The 20,041-nt window shown below is 71.9% G+C and carries 16 protein-coding genes; 4 read left to right on the plus strand and 12 right to left on the minus strand.

The genetic code is table 11. From position 1 onward, the window contains the following. Positions 1–113 precede the first annotated feature (113 nt). The 4 genes from ACWJ6R_RS05125 to ACWJ6R_RS05140 are packed head-to-tail and all read left to right on the plus strand — an operon-like array spanning position 114 to position 2,922. The gene (locus tag ACWJ6R_RS05125) at positions 114–782 is read left to right on the plus strand and encodes an ABC transporter permease (protein ID WP_449061080.1); all 669 of its coding nucleotides are present in this window, start codon (positions 114–116) and stop codon (positions 780–782) included. After that, complete coding sequence (locus ACWJ6R_RS05130; protein WP_449061081.1) at positions 779–1,450, plus strand: ABC transporter permease; 672 nt, start codon at positions 779–781, stop codon at positions 1,448–1,450. The genes ACWJ6R_RS05125 and ACWJ6R_RS05130 overlap by 4 nt, the downstream gene beginning before the upstream one ends. A gap of 36 nt (positions 1,451–1,486) precedes the next feature. Continuing rightward, positions 1,487–2,407 carry an ABC transporter substrate-binding protein gene (locus ACWJ6R_RS05135; RefSeq protein WP_449061082.1) on the plus strand — a complete coding sequence of 307 codons (921 nt, stop codon included), beginning with the start codon at positions 1,487–1,489 and terminating at the stop codon, positions 2,405–2,407. A 35-nt stretch (positions 2,408–2,442) separates the two neighbouring features. Further along, complete coding sequence (locus ACWJ6R_RS05140) at positions 2,443–2,922, plus strand: flavin reductase family protein (protein WP_449061083.1); 480 nt, start codon at positions 2,443–2,445, stop codon at positions 2,920–2,922. A 41-nt stretch (positions 2,923–2,963) separates the two neighbouring features. On the opposite strand, the gene ACWJ6R_RS05145 is transcribed toward ACWJ6R_RS05140, so the two are convergent. From ACWJ6R_RS05145 to ACWJ6R_RS05200, 12 genes are all read right to left on the minus strand, one after another. Beyond that, entirely contained in the window at positions 2,964–3,512 is a 549-nt protein-coding gene (locus ACWJ6R_RS05145) for a dihydrofolate reductase family protein (protein ID WP_449061084.1), read from the minus strand. A 22-nt stretch (positions 3,513–3,534) separates the two neighbouring features. Next, positions 3,535–4,119, minus strand: a complete 585-nt coding sequence (locus ACWJ6R_RS05150; RefSeq protein WP_449061085.1) for a TetR family transcriptional regulator — start codon at positions 4,117–4,119, stop codon at positions 3,535–3,537. Positions 4,120–4,411: 292 nt separating this feature from the next. Then, positions 4,412–6,109 carry a signal peptide peptidase SppA gene (gene sppA / locus ACWJ6R_RS05155; protein WP_449061086.1) on the minus strand — a complete coding sequence of 566 codons (1,698 nt, stop codon included), beginning with the start codon at positions 6,107–6,109 and terminating at the stop codon, positions 4,412–4,414. Between the two features lie 9 nt (positions 6,110–6,118). Then, positions 6,119–7,069 carry a S8 family serine peptidase gene (locus ACWJ6R_RS05160; RefSeq protein WP_449061087.1) on the minus strand — a complete coding sequence of 317 codons (951 nt, stop codon included), beginning with the start codon at positions 7,067–7,069 and terminating at the stop codon, positions 6,119–6,121. Then, on the minus strand, positions 7,066–8,034 hold the full coding sequence (locus ACWJ6R_RS05165) for a S8 family serine peptidase (protein ID WP_449061088.1): 969 nt from the start codon (positions 8,032–8,034) through the stop codon (positions 7,066–7,068). Before ACWJ6R_RS05165 ends, ACWJ6R_RS05160 begins: the two co-directional genes overlap by 4 nt. 462 nt (positions 8,035–8,496) lie before the next feature. Further along, on the minus strand, positions 8,497–10,119 hold the full coding sequence (locus ACWJ6R_RS05170; protein ID WP_449061089.1) for a glycosyl hydrolase family 18 protein: 1,623 nt from the start codon (positions 10,117–10,119) through the stop codon (positions 8,497–8,499). Positions 10,120–10,387: 268 nt separating this feature from the next. Then, positions 10,388–12,601, minus strand: coding sequence for a 1,4-alpha-glucan branching protein GlgB (gene glgB, locus ACWJ6R_RS05175; RefSeq protein WP_449061090.1), 2,214 nt, complete (start codon positions 12,599–12,601; stop codon positions 10,388–10,390). Positions 12,602–12,787: 186 nt separating this feature from the next. Further along, entirely contained in the window at positions 12,788–13,999 is a 1,212-nt protein-coding gene (locus ACWJ6R_RS05180) for a copper amine oxidase (protein ID WP_449061091.1), read from the minus strand. Further along, a complete protein-coding gene (locus ACWJ6R_RS05185) occupies positions 13,996–14,670 on the minus strand; it encodes a hypothetical protein (RefSeq protein WP_449061092.1) in 675 nt (224 codons plus the stop codon). Before ACWJ6R_RS05185 ends, ACWJ6R_RS05180 begins: the two co-directional genes overlap by 4 nt. Positions 14,671–14,754: 84 nt before the next feature. Continuing rightward, positions 14,755–16,074: a maltokinase N-terminal cap-like domain-containing protein gene (locus ACWJ6R_RS05190; protein ID WP_449061093.1), complete on the minus strand. Its 1,320-nt coding sequence runs from the start codon at positions 16,072–16,074 to the stop codon at positions 14,755–14,757. 3 nt (positions 16,075–16,077) lie between these two features. Continuing rightward, positions 16,078–17,781: a maltose alpha-D-glucosyltransferase gene (treS, locus tag ACWJ6R_RS05195; RefSeq protein ID WP_068897680.1), complete on the minus strand. Its 1,704-nt coding sequence runs from the start codon at positions 17,779–17,781 to the stop codon at positions 16,078–16,080. Positions 17,782–17,817: 36 nt separating this feature from the next. Continuing rightward, positions 17,818–19,962: an alpha-1,4-glucan--maltose-1-phosphate maltosyltransferase gene (locus ACWJ6R_RS05200; protein ID WP_449061094.1), complete on the minus strand. Its 2,145-nt coding sequence runs from the start codon at positions 19,960–19,962 to the stop codon at positions 17,818–17,820. Between the last annotated feature and the right edge of the window lie 79 nt (positions 19,963–20,041).

Below are 20,041 nucleotides of genomic sequence, written 5' to 3' on the forward strand. Positions count from 1 at the left end.
GCCACGCGAGCGCGGGCGCGGCGGGACCACGGGTGATCTCGCGGCCGGGGCCGCCGATACGGTGGCCGGCGGGGTCACCGGTGGAGTCGCCGGGGGAGCTCCGGGGGCCGCCCGTGGGTGAGGAACCGCTGGTCCGCTGGGACTGGATCGGGCGCAACCTGCCCGTGCTCCGGGAGCTGCTGGCCGACAACGCCGTCATGGCGCTGGTCCCCGTGCTCGCCGGGCTGCTGCTCGCGCTCCCGCTCGGCCTGGCGGGCGTGCGCTGGCGCCGGCTCTACCAGCCCACCGTCGGCGTGATGAACGTGGTCTACTCGCTGCCCTCGCTGGCGGTCTTCATCGTGCTGATCCCGATCACGGGCCTGGCCACCCGGCTGACCGTCATGGTCCCGCTCACCTTCTACGCGATGGCGGTGCTGGTCCCGGCCGTGGTGGACGGGCTGGCCGCGGTCCCCGACCACGTCCGCCAGTCCGCGACGGCCATGGGCTTCACCCCGCTGCGGCGGCTGCTCCAGGTCGAGCTGCCGATCGCGGTGCCGGTCGTGCTCGCCGGGCTGCGGGTGGCGACGGTCTCCAGCGTCAGCCTGGTCAGCGTGGGCGCGCTGGTGGGCCGGGGCGGGCTCGGCTACCTGTTCATCGACGGCTGGCAGCGGCAGTTCCCCACCCCGATCATCGCGGGCATCGTGCTGATCGTGCTCCTGGCCGGGGCCGCCGACCTGCTGCTGGTCGGCGCGCAGCGCCTGCTGACGCCGTGGGCCGGGTCCCGGACGAGGGGGCGGGCGTGAACTGGCTGATCGAGTTCCTCGGCGATCCGGCCAACTGGACCGGCGCGGACGGCATCCCGGCCCGGCTGGCCGAGCACCTGGAGTTCGCCGGGCTCTCGCTGCTGCTGGCCATGGCCGTCGCGGTGCCGCTGGGACTGTGGATCGGGCACACCGGCCGGGGCGCGCTCCTGGTGGTGCTGAGCGCCAACGCGGCCCGCGCCCTGCCGACGCTGGGCCTGCTCGTGCTGATCGTGCTCCTGATGGGGGTCGGCACGATCGTCCCGGTGCTGATCCCGCTGGTGGCGCTGGCCGTACCGCCCATCCTGGTCAACGCCTACGAAGGCGTCCGGGGGGTGGACCCCGAACTGCGCGACGCCGCCTACGGGATGGGCCTGCGCGGCCGCCAGGTCCTGTCCGGGGTGCTGGTGCCGGTGGCGCTTCCGCTGATCCTGCTCGGCCTGCGCACGGCCGCCATCCAGGTGGTGGCGACCGCGACGGTCGCCGCCTACGTGGGCCTGGGCGGTCTCGGCCGCTACGTCATCGACGGCCTGGCGACCCAGGACTACCCGCGCGCCGTCGGCGGGGCCGTCCTGGTGGCGGGGCTCGCGCTGGCCGTCCAGGGATTGTTCGCGCTCCTGTCGCGTGTTTCGGTGTCACCGGGGGTGAGCCGCCGGCGGAGCGTCCGATAATCTCCTTTTTTCCTCCCGATTCAGAAGGGAATTGCGATGAAGCGCCTGCTCTGTACCGCGGTCATCGTCCTGTCCGCGGCGTTCACGCTCAGCGCGTGCGGGGGCGGCGACCCGCTCACCAGCGCGTCACCCGCTCCGGCGGGCTCCGGCTCCGCCGCCCCCGCCCCGGGCGGGAAGGTCGTCGTCGGCTCGGCCAACTTCCCGGAGAACGTCCTGCTGGCCGAGATCTACGCCCAGGCCCTGGAGGCCAAGGGCGTGCAGGTCGAGAAGAAGCTCAACATCGGCAGCCGCGAGGTCCTCTACGACCAGGTCAAGGGGGGCGGCCTGACGATCCTGCCGGAGTACGTCGGCTCGCTGCTGGCCTACGTCGACAAGACGGCCACGGCCAAGACCAAGGACGACGTCGTCGCCGCGCTCAAGGAGAAGCTCCCCGCCGAACTGGAGCTCCTCTCACCCGCCGCGGCCGAGGACAACAACTCGCTGACCGTCACCAGGGCCACCGCCGAGAAGGAGGGCCTGGCCACGATCGAGGACCTGGCCAAGGTCGCCAAGGGCTACGCGGTGGGCGGCCCGCCGGAGTTCCAGTCGCGCCAGGAGCAGAACTTCAAGGACGTCTACGGCCTGGAGTTCAAGGAGTGGAAGAAGACCGGCGCCGCCACCGCCGACGCCATCAAGGACGGCACCGTCCAGGTCGGCAACGTCTTCACCACCGACCCCAAGATCGTCCTCAACGACCTCGTCTCGCTCCAGGACACCAAGAGCGCCTTCGCCGCCGAGAACATCGCGCCGCTGGTCAACAAGGCGGGCGTGAACGACACGGTGCGGGGTGCGCTGGACGCGGTCTCCGCCAAGCTCGACACCGCCGGCCTGGTCGCGCTGATGAAGCGCGTCGCGGTCGACAAGGACGACGCCGCCGCGGTGGCCAAGGACTGGCTGACGCAGAACGGCCTGGTCTGACCCCTTAGGGTGGTCGGCGTGAGGCGGTGGTGGTGATGAGCGAGTTCACCGAGGCGATGGCGCAGGTCGCCGGGGCGGTGTCCGTGGTGACCGTCCGGGACGGGCGCGACGACGTGGGCACGACCGTGACCACCCTCACCTCGATCTCGCTCGACCCGCCGCTGGTCATGGTCAGCCTGGCCAGCGGCGGCTACCTCAACGAGCTGCTGCTCCGCCGCGACCGCTGGGCCGCCAGCGTGCTCTCGGCGGAGCAGAAGGCCGTCGCCAGCCGGTTCGCCGCCGCCGGCCGCCCCGGCGCGCGGCTGCTGCTCGCGGGCACCCCGCACCACCGGGGCCCGCTGAGCGAGGCGCTCGTCGTGGAGAAGGGCGTGACCGCCCTGGAGGCCGAGACGACCCAGGTCGTCCCCGCCGGAGACCACACCCTCTACATCGCCCGGGTCCTGGGCGTCGACTACGTCGATGCGGCCGCCGCCCCGCTCGTCCGGCTCCGCGGCCGCTACCGCGCCCTGGGCTGAAATCCGCTCGCCCGGATGACGCCGGCTCCCCGAGACGGATCTCAGGCCTGGTTCTGCACGGCGTAGGTGGTCTGGACGAAGCCGGCGCCGGGGACCGTGGTCGACCGGTGGACGAGCGCGATGTCTCCGTCGAGGGCGCCGAAGAGGCGCAGGCCGCTGCCGAGCAGCACGGGGGCCGTGGTGATGGTCAGCTCGTGCACCAGTCCGGCGCGCAGGAACGACTGCACGACCTGGCCCCCGTCGGCGTAGACGCTCTTGGTGCCGCGCTCGGCGAGGGCCCGCGTCAACCGGCCGAGGTCGCGGTGGACGGTGATACGGGGATCGGCGCCGTCGTCCAGGCGGGTGCTCAGGACCGCCACGTGCCTGCCGTCGTACGGCCACTGCTCGGCGCCGAAGGTGAGGGCCTTCTCGTAGGTGGCGCGGCCCATCACGACGGTGTCGATCCCGGTGATGAACTCCTGGTAGCCCATGTCGCCGGCCTGCTCCCCCCGGCTGGTGAGCCAGTCGATGTCGCCGTCGGGGCGGGCGATGAATCCGTCCAGGCTGGTGGCGATGAACACCGACACGGTGAACGGCTGCTGGGACGTCATGTCGTAGGTCTCCTCGGGGTCGTCAGGGCCGGTGGGGCTGGAGCAAGTGGTCGATGTCGGCGCGCAGGGCGTCGGCGAGGTCCTCCCCGCCGGTCACGGCCCACAGGATGAGCGCGCCGTTGTAGGCGACCTGGACCGCGCGGGCCAGCCGTACGGGGTCGGTGTCCTCGGCCAGCAGGCGGGCGGCCACGGCGTCGGCGAGCAGGCCGGTGATCTCCTCCCGTACCCGGCGGGCCTGGTCGGCGGCGTGCTCGCGGAACTCCGGATCGGTCAGGTCGAGCTGCAGGAAGGCCAGGCCGTTGGCCACCTCCTCGGGGGTGCGCAGGCCCGAGGCCAGCTCGGTCAGGGCGCCGTGCAGGGCCTCCAGGGGGGAGTCGTGCCGTTGACGTGCCCGCAGGAAGACCTCCCCGGCGCCGGCGGCGGCCCAGGCGGCGAAGGCCAGCAGCAGGCCGCGCTTGGACCCGAACCGCTGCACGAGCGCGGCGGGGGACAGCCCCGCCTCGGCGGCGACGGCGGCCAGCGTCAGGCCTGCCGGCCCGTGGGCGGTGATCGCCCGTCCGGTGGCTCGCATGATCGCCTCGTCACTGGTCGTGCGGGGTCGCGCCATGTCCGTCCTCCCTTCTCCCGCCCCGTCCGTCGGCGGACGCGCGGCCGGTGATCTCCGCTCGGGAAGGCTACCGCTCCGCGTCCGGTTTGTAAATGAACGTTCATTTACAAATGAGAGCGCCGCACCGCGTCGAGGCCGTCCGGCTCCGGCACCACGCGGGAAGGCGATCCGGCGCCCGCTGCGGGTGCCACGGATGTCACGGAATCCGGCCGCGGACACGGGGACGCCCCGCCGTACGGCTCGCGCCGGGACGGGGCGTCGACGGAGAGGATCCGGAGCCCGGGACGGGCTCCTAGCGGATCGTCCAGGAGCCGGGGAGCGTGAGCGGGCCGTACGACGGCAGGCCGAGCTCGGAGGCGAGGGCGGCCAGCGGGCCCCAGGCCTCCAGCCGGACCCGGGCGAGCGCGGCGGCCCTGTCCTCGCTGGACTCCGGCGGGCGCAGCCGCTCCAGCGGGTTCATCCGGGGGTAGGGGCGCACCGGGGCGTCGGCCGCGAGCCCGGCCTTCTTGCGGGCCAGGGCCAGGGCGTCCTCCAGCCCGCCGAGCTCGTCCACCAGCCCGCTGGCGTGGGCGTCGGCGCCGGTCCAGACCCGGCCCCTGGCCAGCTCGTGGGCGCGCTCGCGGGTCAGCCCCCGGCCCTCGGCCACCTTGCCCACGAAGTCGTCGTAGATCCGGTCCAGCCAGGCGTTGACCCGGTCCCACTGGGCGTCGGAGAAGCCGTGCGAGGGCGAGAACATCGCCGCGTTGGCGCCCTCGCGCACGGTCTCGGAGGTCACGCCGAGCTTCCCGAGCAGTTCGCCGATGACGGGCTTGCCGCCGAACACGCCGATGGAGCCGGTGAGCGTGCCGGGCTGGGCAATGATCACGTCGGCGGCCATGGCGACGAAGTAGCCGCCGGAGGCCGCCACGTCCCCCATCGAGACGATGACGGGCTTGCCCGCCTGACGGGTGAGCACGACCTCGCGCCAGACGGCGTCGGAGGCGACGTAGGAACCACCGGGGCTGTCCACCCGGAACACGACCGCCCGCACGTTGTCGTCGCGGCGGGCCGCGCGCAGGGCGGCGCAGACCGTGTCGGAGCCCATCGCGCCGCCGCCCATGGGGCCGCGCCCGCTCCGGCCGAGCTTGATCGGCCCGCTGCCCTGCACCAGCGCCACCGTCTGCTCACCGGGGTGCGGCAGCTTCCGGGCGAGCGCCCCCTTGTGGTAGCGGGAGACGTACAGGAGCAGGGCGTCCGCGCCCGCCTCCCGCCTGACCTCGTCGTAGACCTCGTCGCGGTAGGCGAGCCCGTCCACGAGGCCGGCCTCGACCGCCTCGGCGCCGATGAACGGCCCGGCGTCGACGAGCTCGCGGACCTTGGCCGGGTCGAGCCGGCGCCCCTCGGCGATGCCCGCGACGATCTGCTCGGTGACCGACTCGGCGATCCGGGCCACCGACTCGCGGTGCGGCTCGGTCATGCCCTCCCGGGTGAACATGTTCGCCGCGGTCTTGTACTCGTGGCGCTGGCCGAGCTGGTACTCGACGCCGAGCTTCTCCAGCGCGCCGCGCACGAAGCGCTGCTCCAGCGCGATGCCGGTCAGCCCGACGTCGCCCGAGGGCTGCAGGTAGACCCGGTCGAAGGCGCTGGCCAGGTAGTAGGGGACGGTGCCCGCGCCGAACTCGCCGAACGACTCGGCGAACACCACCGCCCGCTTGCCCGCCGCCCGGAACCGGAGCACCGCCTGGCGCAGCTCCTGCACCATGGCCAGGCCCAGGTGGTGGGTGCCGATCTTGACGACCAGCCCCTTGACCCGGTCGTCCGTCCTGGCCCGTTTCAGCCCGGACAGCACGTCGGAGAGCCGTGCCCTGCGCATGGACAGGACCGCGCTCAGCGGGTCGGCCGGGGGCCGGTCGATGAGGCCCTCGCTGAGGTCGAGCTCCAGGACCAGCGGAGCGGTCCGCCGCTGCCGGATCTTGTCGACGGTGTCGATGATCGCCTTCGTCGCGTCCATGGATTCACCCTAAGCGACGCTTTCGCGGCTCATGCGGTACGGCGTGCGTTCGCATACTTTCGTAGGGCGGAGACGGATCCGCCCGGGGACGTCCCCGCCAGGCGGCGCTTCTCGGCCGTCGCGAGCACGCCCTTCACCGTGCCCGTCCCCCCCGGCCCTGGCGCCGAGGTCGACCGCGCCGTGCGCCCAGTTCAGCCACGCGGCCAGCAGCTCGCTGTCCAGTACGGCGCGCTTCGTCCGCTTGGCGGGCTTGAGCACCCGGTAGGCGGTGCCCAGCGTGGAGGCGCGGGCCGCCTCGGAGAAGACCGCGCTGGCCTTGCCCACCAGGCGCAGGTAGCAGGCGAGCGTCTCGTCCGGCAGGTCCCCGGTGCCCCGGGTGAGCTCGGCGGCCCACCGCGCGGCGGTCAGGGGCCGCTTCGCCGTCCCCCGGGTGCACACCGCCCGCGCGGCGGGCGCGGCGGTCGGCGTGGCGGTAACGGTCACGGTGACGGTCACGGTGGGCAGCGGGACCGGCGCCGGATCGGCGGGGGAGGGGCTCTCCGGGCCGGGGGACGGCTGCGGGCCCGCGCTCGGGTCGGGGACCGGCTCGTCGGCGGGATCGTCCGGGACGGCGCCCTGCTCCGGGCCCGGAGGAGTGATCCCGGGTGCGGGGGTCCCGCCGTCGACCGCGACGGCCAGGTCGATCCGGGGCGTGCTCACCCCGGCGTAGGTGACCGGGCGGCCCGAGGCCCTGAGCCTGCCCAGGAGCGCGTCGGGGGCGTCGTCGGCGTCCTTCTGGGCCAGCAGCGCGAACGCGCCGGCCACGTGCGGGGTCGCCATGGAGGTCCCGCTGTAGACCTGGGTGCCGCCGCCGGGGACCGCGGAGTCGATCTCGACGCCGGGAGCGAACAGGTCGAGCACCGGACCGTGGTTGGACCAGTAGGGGACGTGGTCGTCGTCGGCGGTCGCGCCCACGGTCACCGCGCCGGAGAGGCACCCGGGGGCCCGGCTCCGGCGAAGCCCTCGTTCCCGGCCGCCGCGACGACCGCCACGCCCTTGGCCCGCAGGGCCTCCACCCGCTCCCGCATGGCCTGCAGCTCCGGTACGGCGTCGCACGCCCCGTCGGACATCCCGCCGCCCAGGCTGAGGTTGACCGCGACGAGGCCGGGGACGGTGTCCTTCAGCGCGGCGACGTGGTCGAGGGCGAGCAGGAGCGAGGACTCGTAGGCGGTCAGGCAGGCGGTCTCGCCCTCCCAGCAGTCGGTGGTCCGGCTGAAGACCTGGACGGCGATGAGGTCCGCGTCGGGGGCGACCGCGTGGGCGATGCCCGCGACGTGGGTGCCGTGGTCGCACAGGTTGACGCCCTCGTGCACGCACGCGGCCGTCTCGGCGTCGGCGGAGGCGTCCTCGGCCTGCCCGTTGGGGCACAGGGACTGCGCGCCGCCGTCCGTGGCGGAGAAGCACGCCTGCCGTACGACCTTGCCGCCCAGGGCGGGGTGGTCGGCGTCGACGCCGGTGTCGATGATCGCGATGGTCTGGCCCTGGCCGGTCGCCCCGGCGGCGTGCGCCTTGTCGGCTCCGATCACCTGCAGCCCCGAGGCCAGGGAGACGGGGGAGTAGGTGCGGTCCCGCCGTACCGAGACCACCCGGGGGTCGGCGGCCAGCGCGGCCAGGGAGTCGCCGGTCGCCTCGACCACGATGAACGAGGTGTCCGGCGGGTGGAGCACGACCTCGGACTCCGGCAGGGCCTCGGCCGCGCCCGCCACCGGGGCGGCCTCGGCGGGGGCGGTCACCTCGACGATGACGCGGGTCCCGTCCTCGTCGGCGGCGAGGCCGTCCTCCAGCTTCGGCGCCCGCGGCGCCGGGGTCCCGTCCGGGGCGGGCGTCCCGTCCCCGTCCGGGGGGAGCGTCGGCGGGGGCGTCCGGAGGCGGGGCCGGCGTCTCACCGGTGGCCGCTGTCTCGCCGGTCGCCGCTGTCTCACCGGCGGCCGGTGCCTCGCCGGTCGCCGGGGGCGGTACGGCGGGGCTCCCGGTGGCCGCCGGGGCCGGGGCGGCGGGGTCCTCGGCGACCGCGGGCACGGCAGGGGTGATGGTGAGCACGATCGCCAGGGCCACGGCAGCTCGAAGTCGCACACGTCCTCCGGGGGATGAAGCGGGCGATTCGGAGTCTAGGCAGCGGTTCGCGCCCGGTGAATACCCTTGTCCCGGATTCGTGGATCTTCACAGCAGATCTTCAGTGCCCCCGGCCGCGGGCCCCCGGTCGAGGGCCTTCCGGCCACGGACCCAGGAAGTCCGTCCGGGTCCCTGACTGCGGATCCCCGACTGCGGATCCCGGCCGGACTTCCGGGCCCGGACGCGGCTCGGCCCCCCGCGGCGTCACGCGCACGGAGGGCCGAGTGCCCGAAATATTACTTCAGGCCGTTGGCGATCGCGGTGATGAGCTCACCGTTGGCGGTGTCGCCGCTGGTCTCCCAGAAGAAGGCGCCGCCCAGGCCCTGGTTCTTGGCGTAGGTCATCTTGCCCTTGATGGTGCTCGGGGTGTCGTAGCTCCACCATTCGCCGTTGCAGAAGCCGTAGGCGGTGCCGCCCACGGTGCCGGTGGCCGGGCACTTGCTCTTGAGGACCTTGTAGTCCTCGATGCCCGCCTCGTAGGTGCCCTGCGCCGCGCCGGTGGCGGTGCCGCCCGGAGCCGCCTGGGTCACGCCGCTCCAGCCGCGGCCGTAGAAGCCGATGCCCAGCAGGAGCTTGCTCGCCGGGACGCCCTTGGCCTTGAACTTCTTGATCGCGGAGTCGGAGTCGAACCCGGCCTGCGGGATGCCCGCGTAGGAGGTCAGCGGTGAGTGCGGGGCCGTCGGGCCCTTGGGCGCGAACGCGCCGAAGTAGTCGTAGGTCATCGGCATGAGCCAGTTGAGGTCCCCGATGGCGCCGGCGTAGTCGGCGGCGTCGATCTTGCCGCCGTTGGAGCCGTCGGCGGTGGTCGCCGCGGTGATCAGGGCGTTGGGGCCGAACTCGGCGCGCAGGGCCCGGATCACCTTCTTGAAGGCGTCGGGGCCGCTGGTGTCACAGGACAGGCCGCAGGCGTTGGGGTACTCCCAGTCGACGTCGATGCCGTCGAACACGTCGGCCCAGCGCGGGTCCTCGACCAGGTCGTGGCAGGACTTGGCGAACGCGGCCGGGTTGGCCGCGGCCTGGGTGAAGCCGCCGGACCAGGTCCAGCCGCCGAAGGACCAGATCACCTTGATGTGCGGGTAGGCCTTCTTCAGCTTGCGGAGCTGGCCGAAGTTGCCGCGCAGCGCCCCGGTGTCCCAGGTGTCGGCGACGCCGTCGACGCTCTGGTCGGCGGTGTAGGCCTTGTCGTAGTCGGCGTAGGAGTCGCCGATCGCGCACTTGCCGCCGGTGGTGTTGCCGAAGGCGTACAGGATGTGGGTCAGCTTCGCCGCCGAGCCGCTGGTGACCAGGTTCTTCACGTGGTAGTTGCGCCCGTAGACGCCCCAGTTGGTGAAGTAGCCGACGATCTTCTTGCCCGACGGGTCGGGGTCGACGGTCGGGGTGACCGTGGGCTTGACCGTCGGGGTCGCCGTCGGGGTCGCCGTCGGGGTCGCCGTCGGGGTCACCGTGGGAGTCGCCGTGGGCGTGGCCGTCGGGGTGACGGTCGGCTTGACCGTCGGAGTGGCGGTCGGGGTGGGCTCGGTGGTGCCGCCGCCGCTGCAGGAGGCGCCGTTGAGCTTGCAGTTCGCGAGGCTCTTCACCCCGCCGGGCGCACCGATGAAGCCGAAGCTGAGGGAGGCTCCCGCCGCCAGGGACTTGTTCCACGACTTGCCGGTGAAGGCGTAGTGGCTGCCGCTCTTGCTCATCTCCGCGTCCCACGCGGAGGAGATCGAGGTGCCGGAGGGGAGGTCGAACTCGACCTTCCAGTCGTTGAGGGCGGTGCTGCCCGCCTTGACGGTGATCTTGCCCTCGAAGCCGTTGCCCCAGTCGGAGGTGGTCACGTAGGTGGCGGTGGCCGAGGCGGCGGCGCTCGCCGTGCTCATGGTTCCGATTCCCATGGGGACCAGCAGCGCTGCTGCCGTAACCAGAGAGCCGATGGTGATTCTTCGCAAAGATCGCTCCAGGTCAGAGAGTGCTTAGCCCCCGTACTCATAGGAAAGTTTCCTATTGATTCTGGAGCGTAAGACCATGTTCCCGCGAGGGTCAACGTTTCGGCGGCCCCATAAGCCGGACATAAGCCAGATTTAAGGTGCCCGGACACGGGCTGGGCCGGCCACGTCCGACGTGGCCGACCCAGCACCGCGGGTCGGGTCAGGCGATCTCGCCGCTGGGAGCCACCTCGACGTCCTCACCGGCCGGCTCGCCGGTCTCCTGCGGGGCGTCGTGCCGGAGCCAGAGGGCGCCGAGCGGCGGGACGCGCAGGCGGACGGAGTACGGCAGGCCGTGCCGGGGCTCGGCGACGGCCTCCACCTCACCGAGGTTGCCGATGCCGCTGCCCGCGTAGGCGTAGGCGTCGGTGTTGACGACCTCCGTCCAGGCGCCGCCGTACGGCAGGCCGAGGTGGTAGCCCTCGTGCGGCCCGCCGGAGAAGTTGGCCACGCAGGCCACGGCCGAGCCGTCGGGGGCCTGCCGGAGGAAGGAGAACACGTTGCCCGGCGCGTCGTCGGCGTCGATCCAGCGGAACCCCTCGGGCGAGGTGTCCAGCCGCCACATGGCCGGAGTCTCCCGGTAGACCCGGTTGAGGTCGCGCACCAGCTGCTGGACGCCCTTGTGCCCGTCGAACTGCAGCATCCACCAGTCGAGCCCGCGTTCCTCGGACCACTCGGCCCCCTGGCCGAACTCGCCGCCCATGAACAGCAGCTGCTTGCCGGGGTGGGCCCACATGAACGCCAGCAGCGCGCGCAGGTTGGCGAAGCGCTGCCACTCGTCGCCGGGCATCTTGCCCAGCAGCGAGCCCTTGCCGTGCACCACCTCGTCGTGCGAGAGCGGCAGCACGAAGTTCTCCGAGTAGGCGTACATCAGGGAGAACGTCATCTGGTGGTGGTGGTACTGCCGGAAGACCGGCTCGTGCTTCAGGTAGGCCAGCGTGTCGTGCATCCAGCCCATGTTCCACTTGAACCCGAAGCCCAGGCCGCCCAGGTAGGCGGGGCGGGAGACGCCCGGCCAGGCGGTCGACTCCTCGGCGATCGTGACGATCCCCGGGGCCTCGCGGTAGCAGACCGCGTTCATCTCCTTGAGGAACTCCACCGCGTCCAGGTTCTCACGCCCGCCGTACTGGTTGGGGGTCCACTCGCCCTCGCGCCGGGAGTAGTCGAGGTAGAGCATCGAGGCGACCGCGTCCACCCGCAGGCCGTCGATGTGGAACTCCTTCAGCCAGTACAGCGCGTTGGCGACCAGGAAGTTGCGCACCTCCCTGCGCCCGAAGTCGAAGATGAGCGTGCCCCACTCGGGGTGCTCGCCGCGCGCCGGGTCGGAGTGCTCGTACAGGGGCGTGCCGTCGAAGCGGGCCAGCGCCCAGGCGTCCTTGGGGAAGTGCGCCGGAACCCAGTCGAGGATCACCCCGATCCCGGCCTGGTGCAGCCGGTCGACCAGGTGCCGGAACTCGTCGGGCGAGCCGAACCGGGAGGTCGGCGCGTAGTACGAGGTCACCTGGTAGCCCCAGGAGCCGCCGAACGGGTGCTCGGCCACCGGCAGGAGCTCGACGTGCGTGAAGCCCATGTCCCGGACGTAGTCGACCAGCTCGTCGGCGAGCCGCAGGTAGGACAGGCCGGGCCGCCACGAGGCCAGGTGCACCTCGTAGACGCTCATCGGCTCCTCCAGCGCCCGGCGGTCCGGACGCGCCCGCATCCACTCGCCGTCCTGCCAGCCGTACTCCGACCGGTCGACCACCGACGCGGTCGCGGGCGGCACCTCGGTACGGCGGGCCATCGGGTCGGCCTTCTCCCGCCAGACGCTGTCGGCGCCCAGGACGGCGAACTTGTAGCGCGCGCCCTCGCCGACCCCGGGGACGAACAGCTCCCACACCCCGGAGCCGCCCAGGGAGCGCATCGGGTGGCCGGTGCCGTTCCAGTGGTTGAAGTCGCCGATCACCCGGACCCCGCGCGCGTTCGGCGCCCAGACGGCGAAGGCCGTGCCGTCCACGTCCTGGTGCCGCATGATCCGCGCGCCGAGCACCTCCCAGAGCCGCTCGTGCCGCCCCTCGCCGATCAGGTGCAGGTCCACCTCGCCCAGCGTGGGCCAGAACCGGTAGGGGTCGGCCGCCTCGTACGGCTCGGCCCCGGCGTAGGACACCCGGAGCAGGTAGTCGGGGACCTTGTCCAGCCCCGGGACCGTCACCTCGAACACCCCGGCGTCCAGGTGCTCCATGTCGTGGACGTCGTCGCCGAGGAGCACCTGGACCTTCTCCGCCAACGGCCGCAGCGCCCTGATCGTGACGCCGCCCGGTCCCGGATGCGCGCCGAGGATCGAGTGCGGGTCGTGGTGGGCTCCGCCTGCCAGCCGGTTCAGGTCCAGGTCCGCGTTCATGGATCAGCTCCCATTGGTCGATATCCCCTAACCCTGCCCGCTTGTCAGCGTTCAACCCACTCCGTGGGCGGCATGCCAGGAAAGATCTTCTCGCGCTCGCAGCCTCCCCGGGAGCGGGGGAGGCGGTGCGGCCCGGATCGGCCCGGACCGGGTCCGGGCCGGGCCTGCTTCAGGTCCGGTCCGGGCTCAGTAGGGGTTCTTCGCGGTCACGTCGCGGGGGGTGATCCGGAAGCCCTGCCAGTGGGTGGGCATGGGGTCGGCGTCCTCGTCCCGGGCGACGTGGTGGAAGCCCACGTTGACCCAGACCACGGGGTCGGTGAGCCGCTCCTCGTCGGCGACGTAGCGGTCGAGGCTCTTGCCGCAGCCGGGAGTGGGGTTGGTGCTCGCCAGGCGCTCGCACGCCCGGTAGTCGGTCACGTAGAGGTCGGCGCGGGTGAAGGCCTCGTCGGCGGGCCCCCGGTACTCCGCGCTGGCGAGGTTGTTGATCTCCCAGGAGACCGGGTGCCGGTCGGCGTTGAGCACACCGGAGTCGACCACCCGCCACCACCGCATCCGGCTGTTGACGGCCTTGGTCTCCTCGTCGAAGACGGTCCTGGCGAGCTTCCGCTTGGACGTGCCGGACCCGGTGAAGTCGTACTGCTCGACGACGTCGCCGCGCGAGCCCTCGATGTCGAAGTCGAGCCGCCAGAAGACGTTGTGGTTGTGGCTCTCCTCGAACTTCGTCGACCCCACCCCGACCGGCCAGCCGTGCTCGGGCGTGGTGGTGAAACCGGAGAGCGAGCCGGTCGCCCCGACGCGGGGGGTGATCGCGCCGTCGTCGCCGAAGGCCCACTCGACCAGGTAGGTGTACCAGCCCAGCTGGAAGGCGGCGAACACCACCAGGTCGGTCCCCTGCGCGGACTTGGTCACCCCCTCGCCGTCCGACTTCAGGTAGCCGTGGCCGCGCGCCCGGGTGGTGACGCAGACGAACTGGCTGCGGCGCTCGCCGCCGGGGCAGTCGGCGGACTTCAGCGCGATGGCGTCGTCGCCGATGGTGCCGATGTCGTGGAAGCGCGGCTCGCCGCTGTCGTAGGGGACGTGGATCTGCGCCAGCGCGGTGCTGCGCAGCACGCCGATCGTCTCGCCGCCCTTGGGGGTGTAGGTGACGTCGGTGAGGGTCAGTCCCTCGATGGTGCGCATCTCCCAGCAGAGCCGCCAGCGCGCGCCGTTCGGCAGCGTCTTGTCGATCCGGTACGGCGAGCTGCACGACGGCTGGGAGCCCGGCGCGGCCTGCGCGTTGCGGACGGGGTCTGCGGCCCCGGCGGCCCCGGCGGCGCCCGCGTTCGCGGTGGTCCCGGCGCCGGTGAGCCCGGTGACGAGCAGGGCGCAGGAGAGGGTCAGGCGGAGGAACACGGTCACCACTCCAGGGTGAGGATCTTCTTGGCGGACAGGTCGACGACGATCCGGCTGGTGTCCAGCCAGCTGCCGTCGGGCAGCCGGACGAACAGCCGGACGCACCGGTGGGTCTCGCAGGCCCCGGCGACCTTGTCCCCGGGGCGCGGGGTGAAGGTCAGCGCCCGCAGTCCCAGGTCGGCGGCGGAGACCAGCGGCCTGCCGCCCGCCTTGAGGTGCGCCGCGCGCACCCGCTCGCCGTACTTCGGATCGGCCAGCAGCAGCTCGGCCGCCGCGGTCTCCTCGCCGCGGGACGGCGGCGGCTGCACGCCGCGGCCGGTCCGCTCCTCCACGACCTCGCCCTTGGCCAGGTCCACGGTCCGCACGACGAGCCGGTCGGTGCGGTAGTCGTAGATGTAGGCGTCGGCCCGGCGCCGGTCCCCGGCCGCCTTGTCGTCGTCGCGCTCGACGTAGAGCAGTTCGGCCCGCCCGGTCGTCATATGGCTGCGCCAGGTCGCCGAGGCGATCCGGCCCGCCCGGGTGATCTCGTCACCGGTCAGCGGGTCGCCGGGCGAGGGCCGGCGGGCGACGGACTGGGCCGCCTGCGATCCCTGCTCCCCCGGCACCAGGGACAGCACCCCCACGACGGCCGTCGCCCCGGCGACGGCGAACGCCATCATGATCCGTGCCCGTCTCATCTAATACCTACTCTCCGCGTGTTTTCGTATGCGCAGAGTAGTGAATCCGAGGCGGCCGGTCAGGGGGAATGGGGAACCGTTGGCTCAGCAGCCGAACGCGGCCAGGGGGACCGGCAGCCAGGAGGGGCGGTTGCGCGCCTCGTAGACGACCTCGTAGACCGCCTTGGACAGCTCCAGGGCGCGCAGCAGGACGGCGTCCTCCCCCAGCAGCCGCCCGCCGCCCGCCGAGTAGCCGGCCAGGAACGACGAGCGGTTGAGCTCGGCCCACTCGGAGGCCTGCGGGAGCAGGTCGGCGGCCTCGGGGTGGCCGGCCAGCAGGTGCCGCGCGGCGTAGTCGAAGGAGCGCAGCATCCCGGCCACGTCGCGCAGCGGGGAGGACAGCGCCCGGCGCTCGGCCAGCGGCTGGCCGGGCTCGCCCTCGAAGTCGAGGACGATCCAGTCCGTCGGAGTGCGCATCACCTGGCCCAGGTGGTAGTCGCCGTGCACCCGCTGGACGGGGACGGCGTGCGCCACGTCCATGACCCGCTGGTAGGCCTCCTCGGCGACCGGGGCGCAGGCGGCCAGCTCGGGGACCTCCTCGACGGCGCGGCGCAGGCGGCGGTGCTGGTCCTCCATCAGGTGCTTGACCTCGGCCGCCTCCATCACGCCGGTCGGGAACGCGGCGGCCAGCTCCTGGTGGACCTCGGCGGTGGCGGTGCCGAGCCGGAAGGACTCGGCGCTGAAGTCGCCGCCCGCGTCCGAGGCCGACTGCTCCGGCGAGCCGTACAGGTCGCGGACGCTCGCCAGGGCCAGCGCCCAGCCGTCGTTGGCGCCCGCCAGGAACTCCTGGGTCATCGCGAGCGTGGTCGGCTCGCCGTCGAGGTCGGTCTCGATCCAGCCGTACGGCTGCGCGATGTGGGCCGCCTTGCGCAGGGCGAGCGCGTTGACGATCTCCAGCTCCGGGTTGACGCCCGGGATCAGTCGGCGGAACAGCTTGCAGATGTAGGCGTCGCCGTACACCAGGGAGGTGTTGGACTGCTCGGCGCCGAGCACCAGGCTGCGCTGCGAGGTGTCGAGCTCGGCGCCTTCCAGGTGGCGGAAGCGCAGCGGACCGAGGTCGCGCCCGGCGGCCATGGCCTCCAGCAGGGTGCCGGTGAGGTCGGCGTCGTGGGCCGCGTCGTACAGGCCGCGGCCGCCGTCGTGGCCGATCAGCACATGGTTGAGCCGGTCGGGGAGGTCGTCGCGGGCGCCCAGCAGGAGCTGGTAGCGGTCGCGCTCGTCCCCCTGGCGCACGGAGACGATGAGGTGACGGAGTCCCGGGACGAGTTCGAGGTCGGAGTCGACCGTCAGCTCGTCGATGGGGCGCCCCTTACCGGCGAACCATCGCTGATGCGCTATCCAACCGGCAAGGAGCTCCGTCAACACGGTCTACGCCTCCTGGGTCGCGGGTGGCAGGGTGAACCAGTAGAAACCATGCCCAGGAAGCGTCAGAAGATACGGAAGTTCACCGATCGGTGGGAACGGGACGCCGCCCATGGTCTCCACGGGGACCGAGCCCTCGAACCGGCGCAGGTCCAGCTCGACCGGCTGCGGGAACCGGGAGAGGTTGTTGACGCAGAGCATCCGGTCGTCGCCCAGCTCGCGCACATAGGCCAGGACGCTGGGGTTGGAGGCGTTCAGCTCGGTGAACGCGCCCAGGCCGAAGACCGGGTGGCGCTTGCGGATCTCGATCATGCGCTTGGTCCAGTGCAGCAGCGAGCCGCTGCTCTTCTGCTGGGCCTCGACGTTGATCGCCTGGTAGCCGTAGATCGGGTCCATGATCACCGGCAGGTACAGCCGACCCGGGTCGCAGTCGGAGAACCCGGCGTTGCGGTCGGGGCTCCACTGCATCGGGGTCCGGACGCCGTCGCGGTCGCCCAGCCAGATGTTGTCGCCCATGCCGATCTCGTCGCCGTAGTAGAGCACGGGGGAGCCGGGCAGGGAGAGCAGCAGCGCGGTGAAGAGCTCGATCTGGTTGCGGTCGTTCTCCAGCAGCGGCGCCAGCCGCCGCCGGATGCCGACGTTGGCGCGCATGCGCGGGTCCTTGGCGTACTCCGAGTACATGTAGTCGCGCTCGTCGTCGGTCACCATCTCGAGCGTGAGCTCGTCGTGGTTGCGCAGGAAGATGCCCCACTGGCAGTTCTCGGGGATCTTCGGCGTCTGGGCCAGGATCTCCGAGATCGGGTAGCGGGACTCCCGTCGCACGGCCATGAAGATGCGCGGCATCAGCGGGAAGTGGAAGGCCATGTGGCACTCGTCGCCGCCGGTGGCCGGGTCGCCGAAGTACTCGACCACGTCGGCCGGCCACTGGTTGGCCTCGGCCAGCAGCACCCGGTCGGGGTAGAGCCGGTCGACCTCCGCCCGGACCCGCTTGAGGTACTCGTGGGTCCGGGGGAGGTTCTCGCAGTTGGTCCCGTCGGCCTCGAACAGGTAGGGGATGGCGTCCATCCGGAACCCGTCGATGCCCAGGTCCAGCCAGAAGCGCAGCACCTCCAGCATCGCGTCCTGCACGTCCGGGTTCTCGTAGTTGAGGTCCGGCTGGTGGGAGAAGAAGCGGTGCCAGTAGTACTGCTGCCGCACCGGGTCGTAGGTCCAGTTGGACGACTCGGTGTCGACGAAGATGATCCGGGCGTCCTTGTAGAGCTCGTCGGTGTCGGACCAGACGTAGAAGTCGCCGAACGGGCCCTCGGGGTCGTGCCGGGAGGCCTGGAACCAGGGGTGGGCGTCGCTGGTGTGGTTCATCACCAGGTCGGCGATGACGCGCATGCCGCGCTTGTGCGCCTCGTCCACCAGCTTCACGAAGTCCCCGAGGTCGCCGAAGTCGGGGAGGATCTTCATGAAGTCGGCGATGTCGTAGCCGCCGTCGCGGAGCGGCGACTCGTACAGGGGCAGCAGCCACAGGCAGTCGACGCCCAGCCACTGGAGGTAGTCCAGCTTCTGGATGAGACCGCGGATGTCTCCGGTGCCGTCCCCGTTGGAGTCGGCGAATCCCCGGATCAGCACCTCGTAGAAGACCGCGCGCTTGAACCAGTAGGGGTCGCGCGGCTCTTCCTCGTCGAAGGTGTTCGGAATGGGTTCGGACAGATGGCTCATGGCTCCCCGCAGTTATGCCGGATCGCGCACCGGCGGCTACCTCTGGGGCGCCGCCGCGCGCAGGGTGAAGACGTGCGCTGGTTGGATGTGGGGATCAAGGCGCACGTAGTTCGACTGCCGCCAGCGGTACGACTCGCCGGACAACTCGTCGTCGACGACGAACTCGTCCTGCCAGTCGAGACCGAGGGCGGGCATGTCCAGGGACACCGTCGCCTCATGGGTGTGGTGGGGATCGAGGTTGACGACGGCCAGGACGACGTCACCCGCGCCGTGCCGTCGTGTGGCCGTGTCGCGGGCCCCCGGGAGCCGCTTGGACAAGCAGATCAGGTCCGGGTGGTCGACGCTGTGGAACCGTAGATTACGCAATTCCTGAAGGGCGGGGTGCGCTCTTCGCAACAAATTCAGACGCGTGATGAAAGGCGCCAGGCTCCGGCCTTCTTGTTCCGCTTTCACCCAGTCGCGAGGTCTGTACTGATATTTCTCGCTATCTAGGTATTCTTCGCTGCCCGGTCGGACCGGGACGTTCTCCCCGAGCTCGTACCCGGCGTACACCCCCCAGGTCGGCGCGCCCAGGGCCGCGATGACCGCCCTGATCTTGAACGCCGGGATCCCGCCGTGCTGGAGATACTCATGGAGGATGTCCGGGGTGTTGACGAAGAGGTTCGGCCGCATGAAATGCGACGTCTCGTAGGCCAGTTCGTTCAGGTACTCCTCGATCTCCTGGCGGGAGTTGCGCCAGGTGAAGTACGTGTACGACTGGTGGTAGCCGACCTTGGCCAGGGCGCGCATCATCGGCGGGCGGGTGAACGCCTCGGCCAGGAACAGCACGTCGGGGTCGGTGGTGTGGATGTCGGCCAGCAGCCGCTCCCAGAAGGCCACCGGCTTGGTGTGCGGGTTGTCCACCCGGAAGATCCGCACGCCGTGGTCCATCCAGAGCCGCACCACCCGCTTGACCTCTTCGTAGATCCCCTCGGGGTCCTTGTCGAAGTTGACCGGGTAGATGTCCTGGTACTTCTTCGGCGGGTTCTCGGCGTAGGCGATCGAGCCGTCGGCGCGCACGTTGAACCACTCCGGGTGCTCCTTGACCCAGGGGTGGTCGGGCGAGCACTGCAGCGCCAGGTCGAGGGCGATCTCCATGCCGAGCCGCCGGGCCTTGGCGACGAACGCGTCGAAGTCGTCGAAGGTGCCCAGGTCGGGATGGATCGCGTCGTGCCCGCCCGCCTCGGAGCCGATCGCCCACGGCGAGCCGGGGTCGTGCTCCTCGGGGGTGAGCGTGTTGTTGCGCCCCTTGCGGAAGGCGTGCCCGATCGGGTGGATCGGCGGCAGGTAGACGACGTCGAAGCCCATCTGCGCGACCGCGGGCAGCCGCTCGGCCGCGGTCTGGAAGGTGCCCGACTTGGGCGCGGACCCCGGCTCGACGATCGCGCCCTCGGAGCGCGGGAAGAACTCGTACCAGGAGCCGAACAGCGCCCTGCGCCGGTGGACCAGGACCGTGTGCCTGGCCGACCGCGTCACCAGGTCCCGCAGCGGGTGCGCGCGCAGTATCGCGGCCGTCTCCGGGAGCCGCACCGCCGCGAACCGGGCCCGGGGATCACGGCTCTCGTCACGCAGCGCGGCGGCGATCGCCGACAGCGCCGCCCGGTGCCCGCAGGCTCCGTGACCGTTCCTGCCGTTGCCGTTGCCGTTGCCGTGCGCCGTGCCGTTCCCGGCGGCGCCGCTCTCGGCGCCATCGGCCGCGTCGCCTTCGGCGTCCTCGGGCGGCAGGCCCCTCCCCGAGCAGTCCGCGGGCCGTACGGCCCGGGCCGCGCGTTCGAAGAGCCGGGCGCCCTCCTCGCACATCAGGTCGGCGTCCATGTCGCGGGGGATCTTGATGCCCGCGTCGTGCAGCCAGGTGGCGATGGGGTCGCTCCACGCCTCGACGCGGAAGTACCACGTGCCCTCGGCGGGCAGCGTCACGTCCACGCCCCAGCGGTCGGTCCCCGGAGCCAGCTCGCGCATGCGCAGCAGCGGTCCGCGTGTGCCGTCCGGGCCGGTCAGCACGACTCCGGCGGCGACCGCGTCGTGTCCCTCCCGGAACACGACGGCGGAGATCTCGAAGGTCTCACCCGCGGCGGCCTTGGCGGGATAGCGCCCGCAGTCGACCACGGGGTGGATGTCCTGAATAGGGATTCGTCCGATCATCGCGTCTCACGGTAGCGGCGGCACGCCCGGTGCCGCCGGGATGGTCCGGCCAAGAAAGACCCTTCGCTTCTCAAGCATC

Source organism: Planomonospora algeriensis, assembly GCF_977012225.1.

Coding starts and splice junctions, on each gene's coding strand:
- treS (WP_068897680.1), bottom strand. CDS start 17,781: ATGAGCCATCTGTCCGAACCCATTCCGAACACCTTCGACGAGGAAGAG.
- ACWJ6R_RS05135 (WP_449061082.1), top strand. CDS start 1,487: ATGAAGCGCCTGCTCTGTACCGCGGTCATCGTCCTGTCCGCGGCGTTC.
- sppA (WP_449061086.1), bottom strand. CDS start 6,109: ATGGACGCGACGAAGGCGATCATCGACACCGTCGACAAGATCCGGCAG.
- ACWJ6R_RS05140 (WP_449061083.1), top strand. CDS start 2,443: ATGAGCGAGTTCACCGAGGCGATGGCGCAGGTCGCCGGGGCGGTGTCC.
- ACWJ6R_RS05150 (WP_449061085.1), bottom strand. CDS start 4,119: ATGGCGCGACCCCGCACGACCAGTGACGAGGCGATCATGCGAGCCACC.
- ACWJ6R_RS05200 (WP_449061094.1), bottom strand. CDS start 19,962: ATGATCGGACGAATCCCTATTCAGGACATCCACCCCGTGGTCGACTGC.
- ACWJ6R_RS05170 (WP_449061089.1), bottom strand. CDS start 10,119: ATGAGCACGGCGAGCGCCGCCGCCTCGGCCACCGCCACCTACGTGACC.
- ACWJ6R_RS05185 (WP_449061092.1), bottom strand. CDS start 14,670: ATGAGACGGGCACGGATCATGATGGCGTTCGCCGTCGCCGGGGCGACG.
- ACWJ6R_RS05145 (WP_449061084.1), bottom strand. CDS start 3,512: ATGACGTCCCAGCAGCCGTTCACCGTGTCGGTGTTCATCGCCACCAGC.
- glgB (WP_449061090.1), bottom strand. CDS start 12,601: ATGAACGCGGACCTGGACCTGAACCGGCTGGCAGGCGGAGCCCACCAC.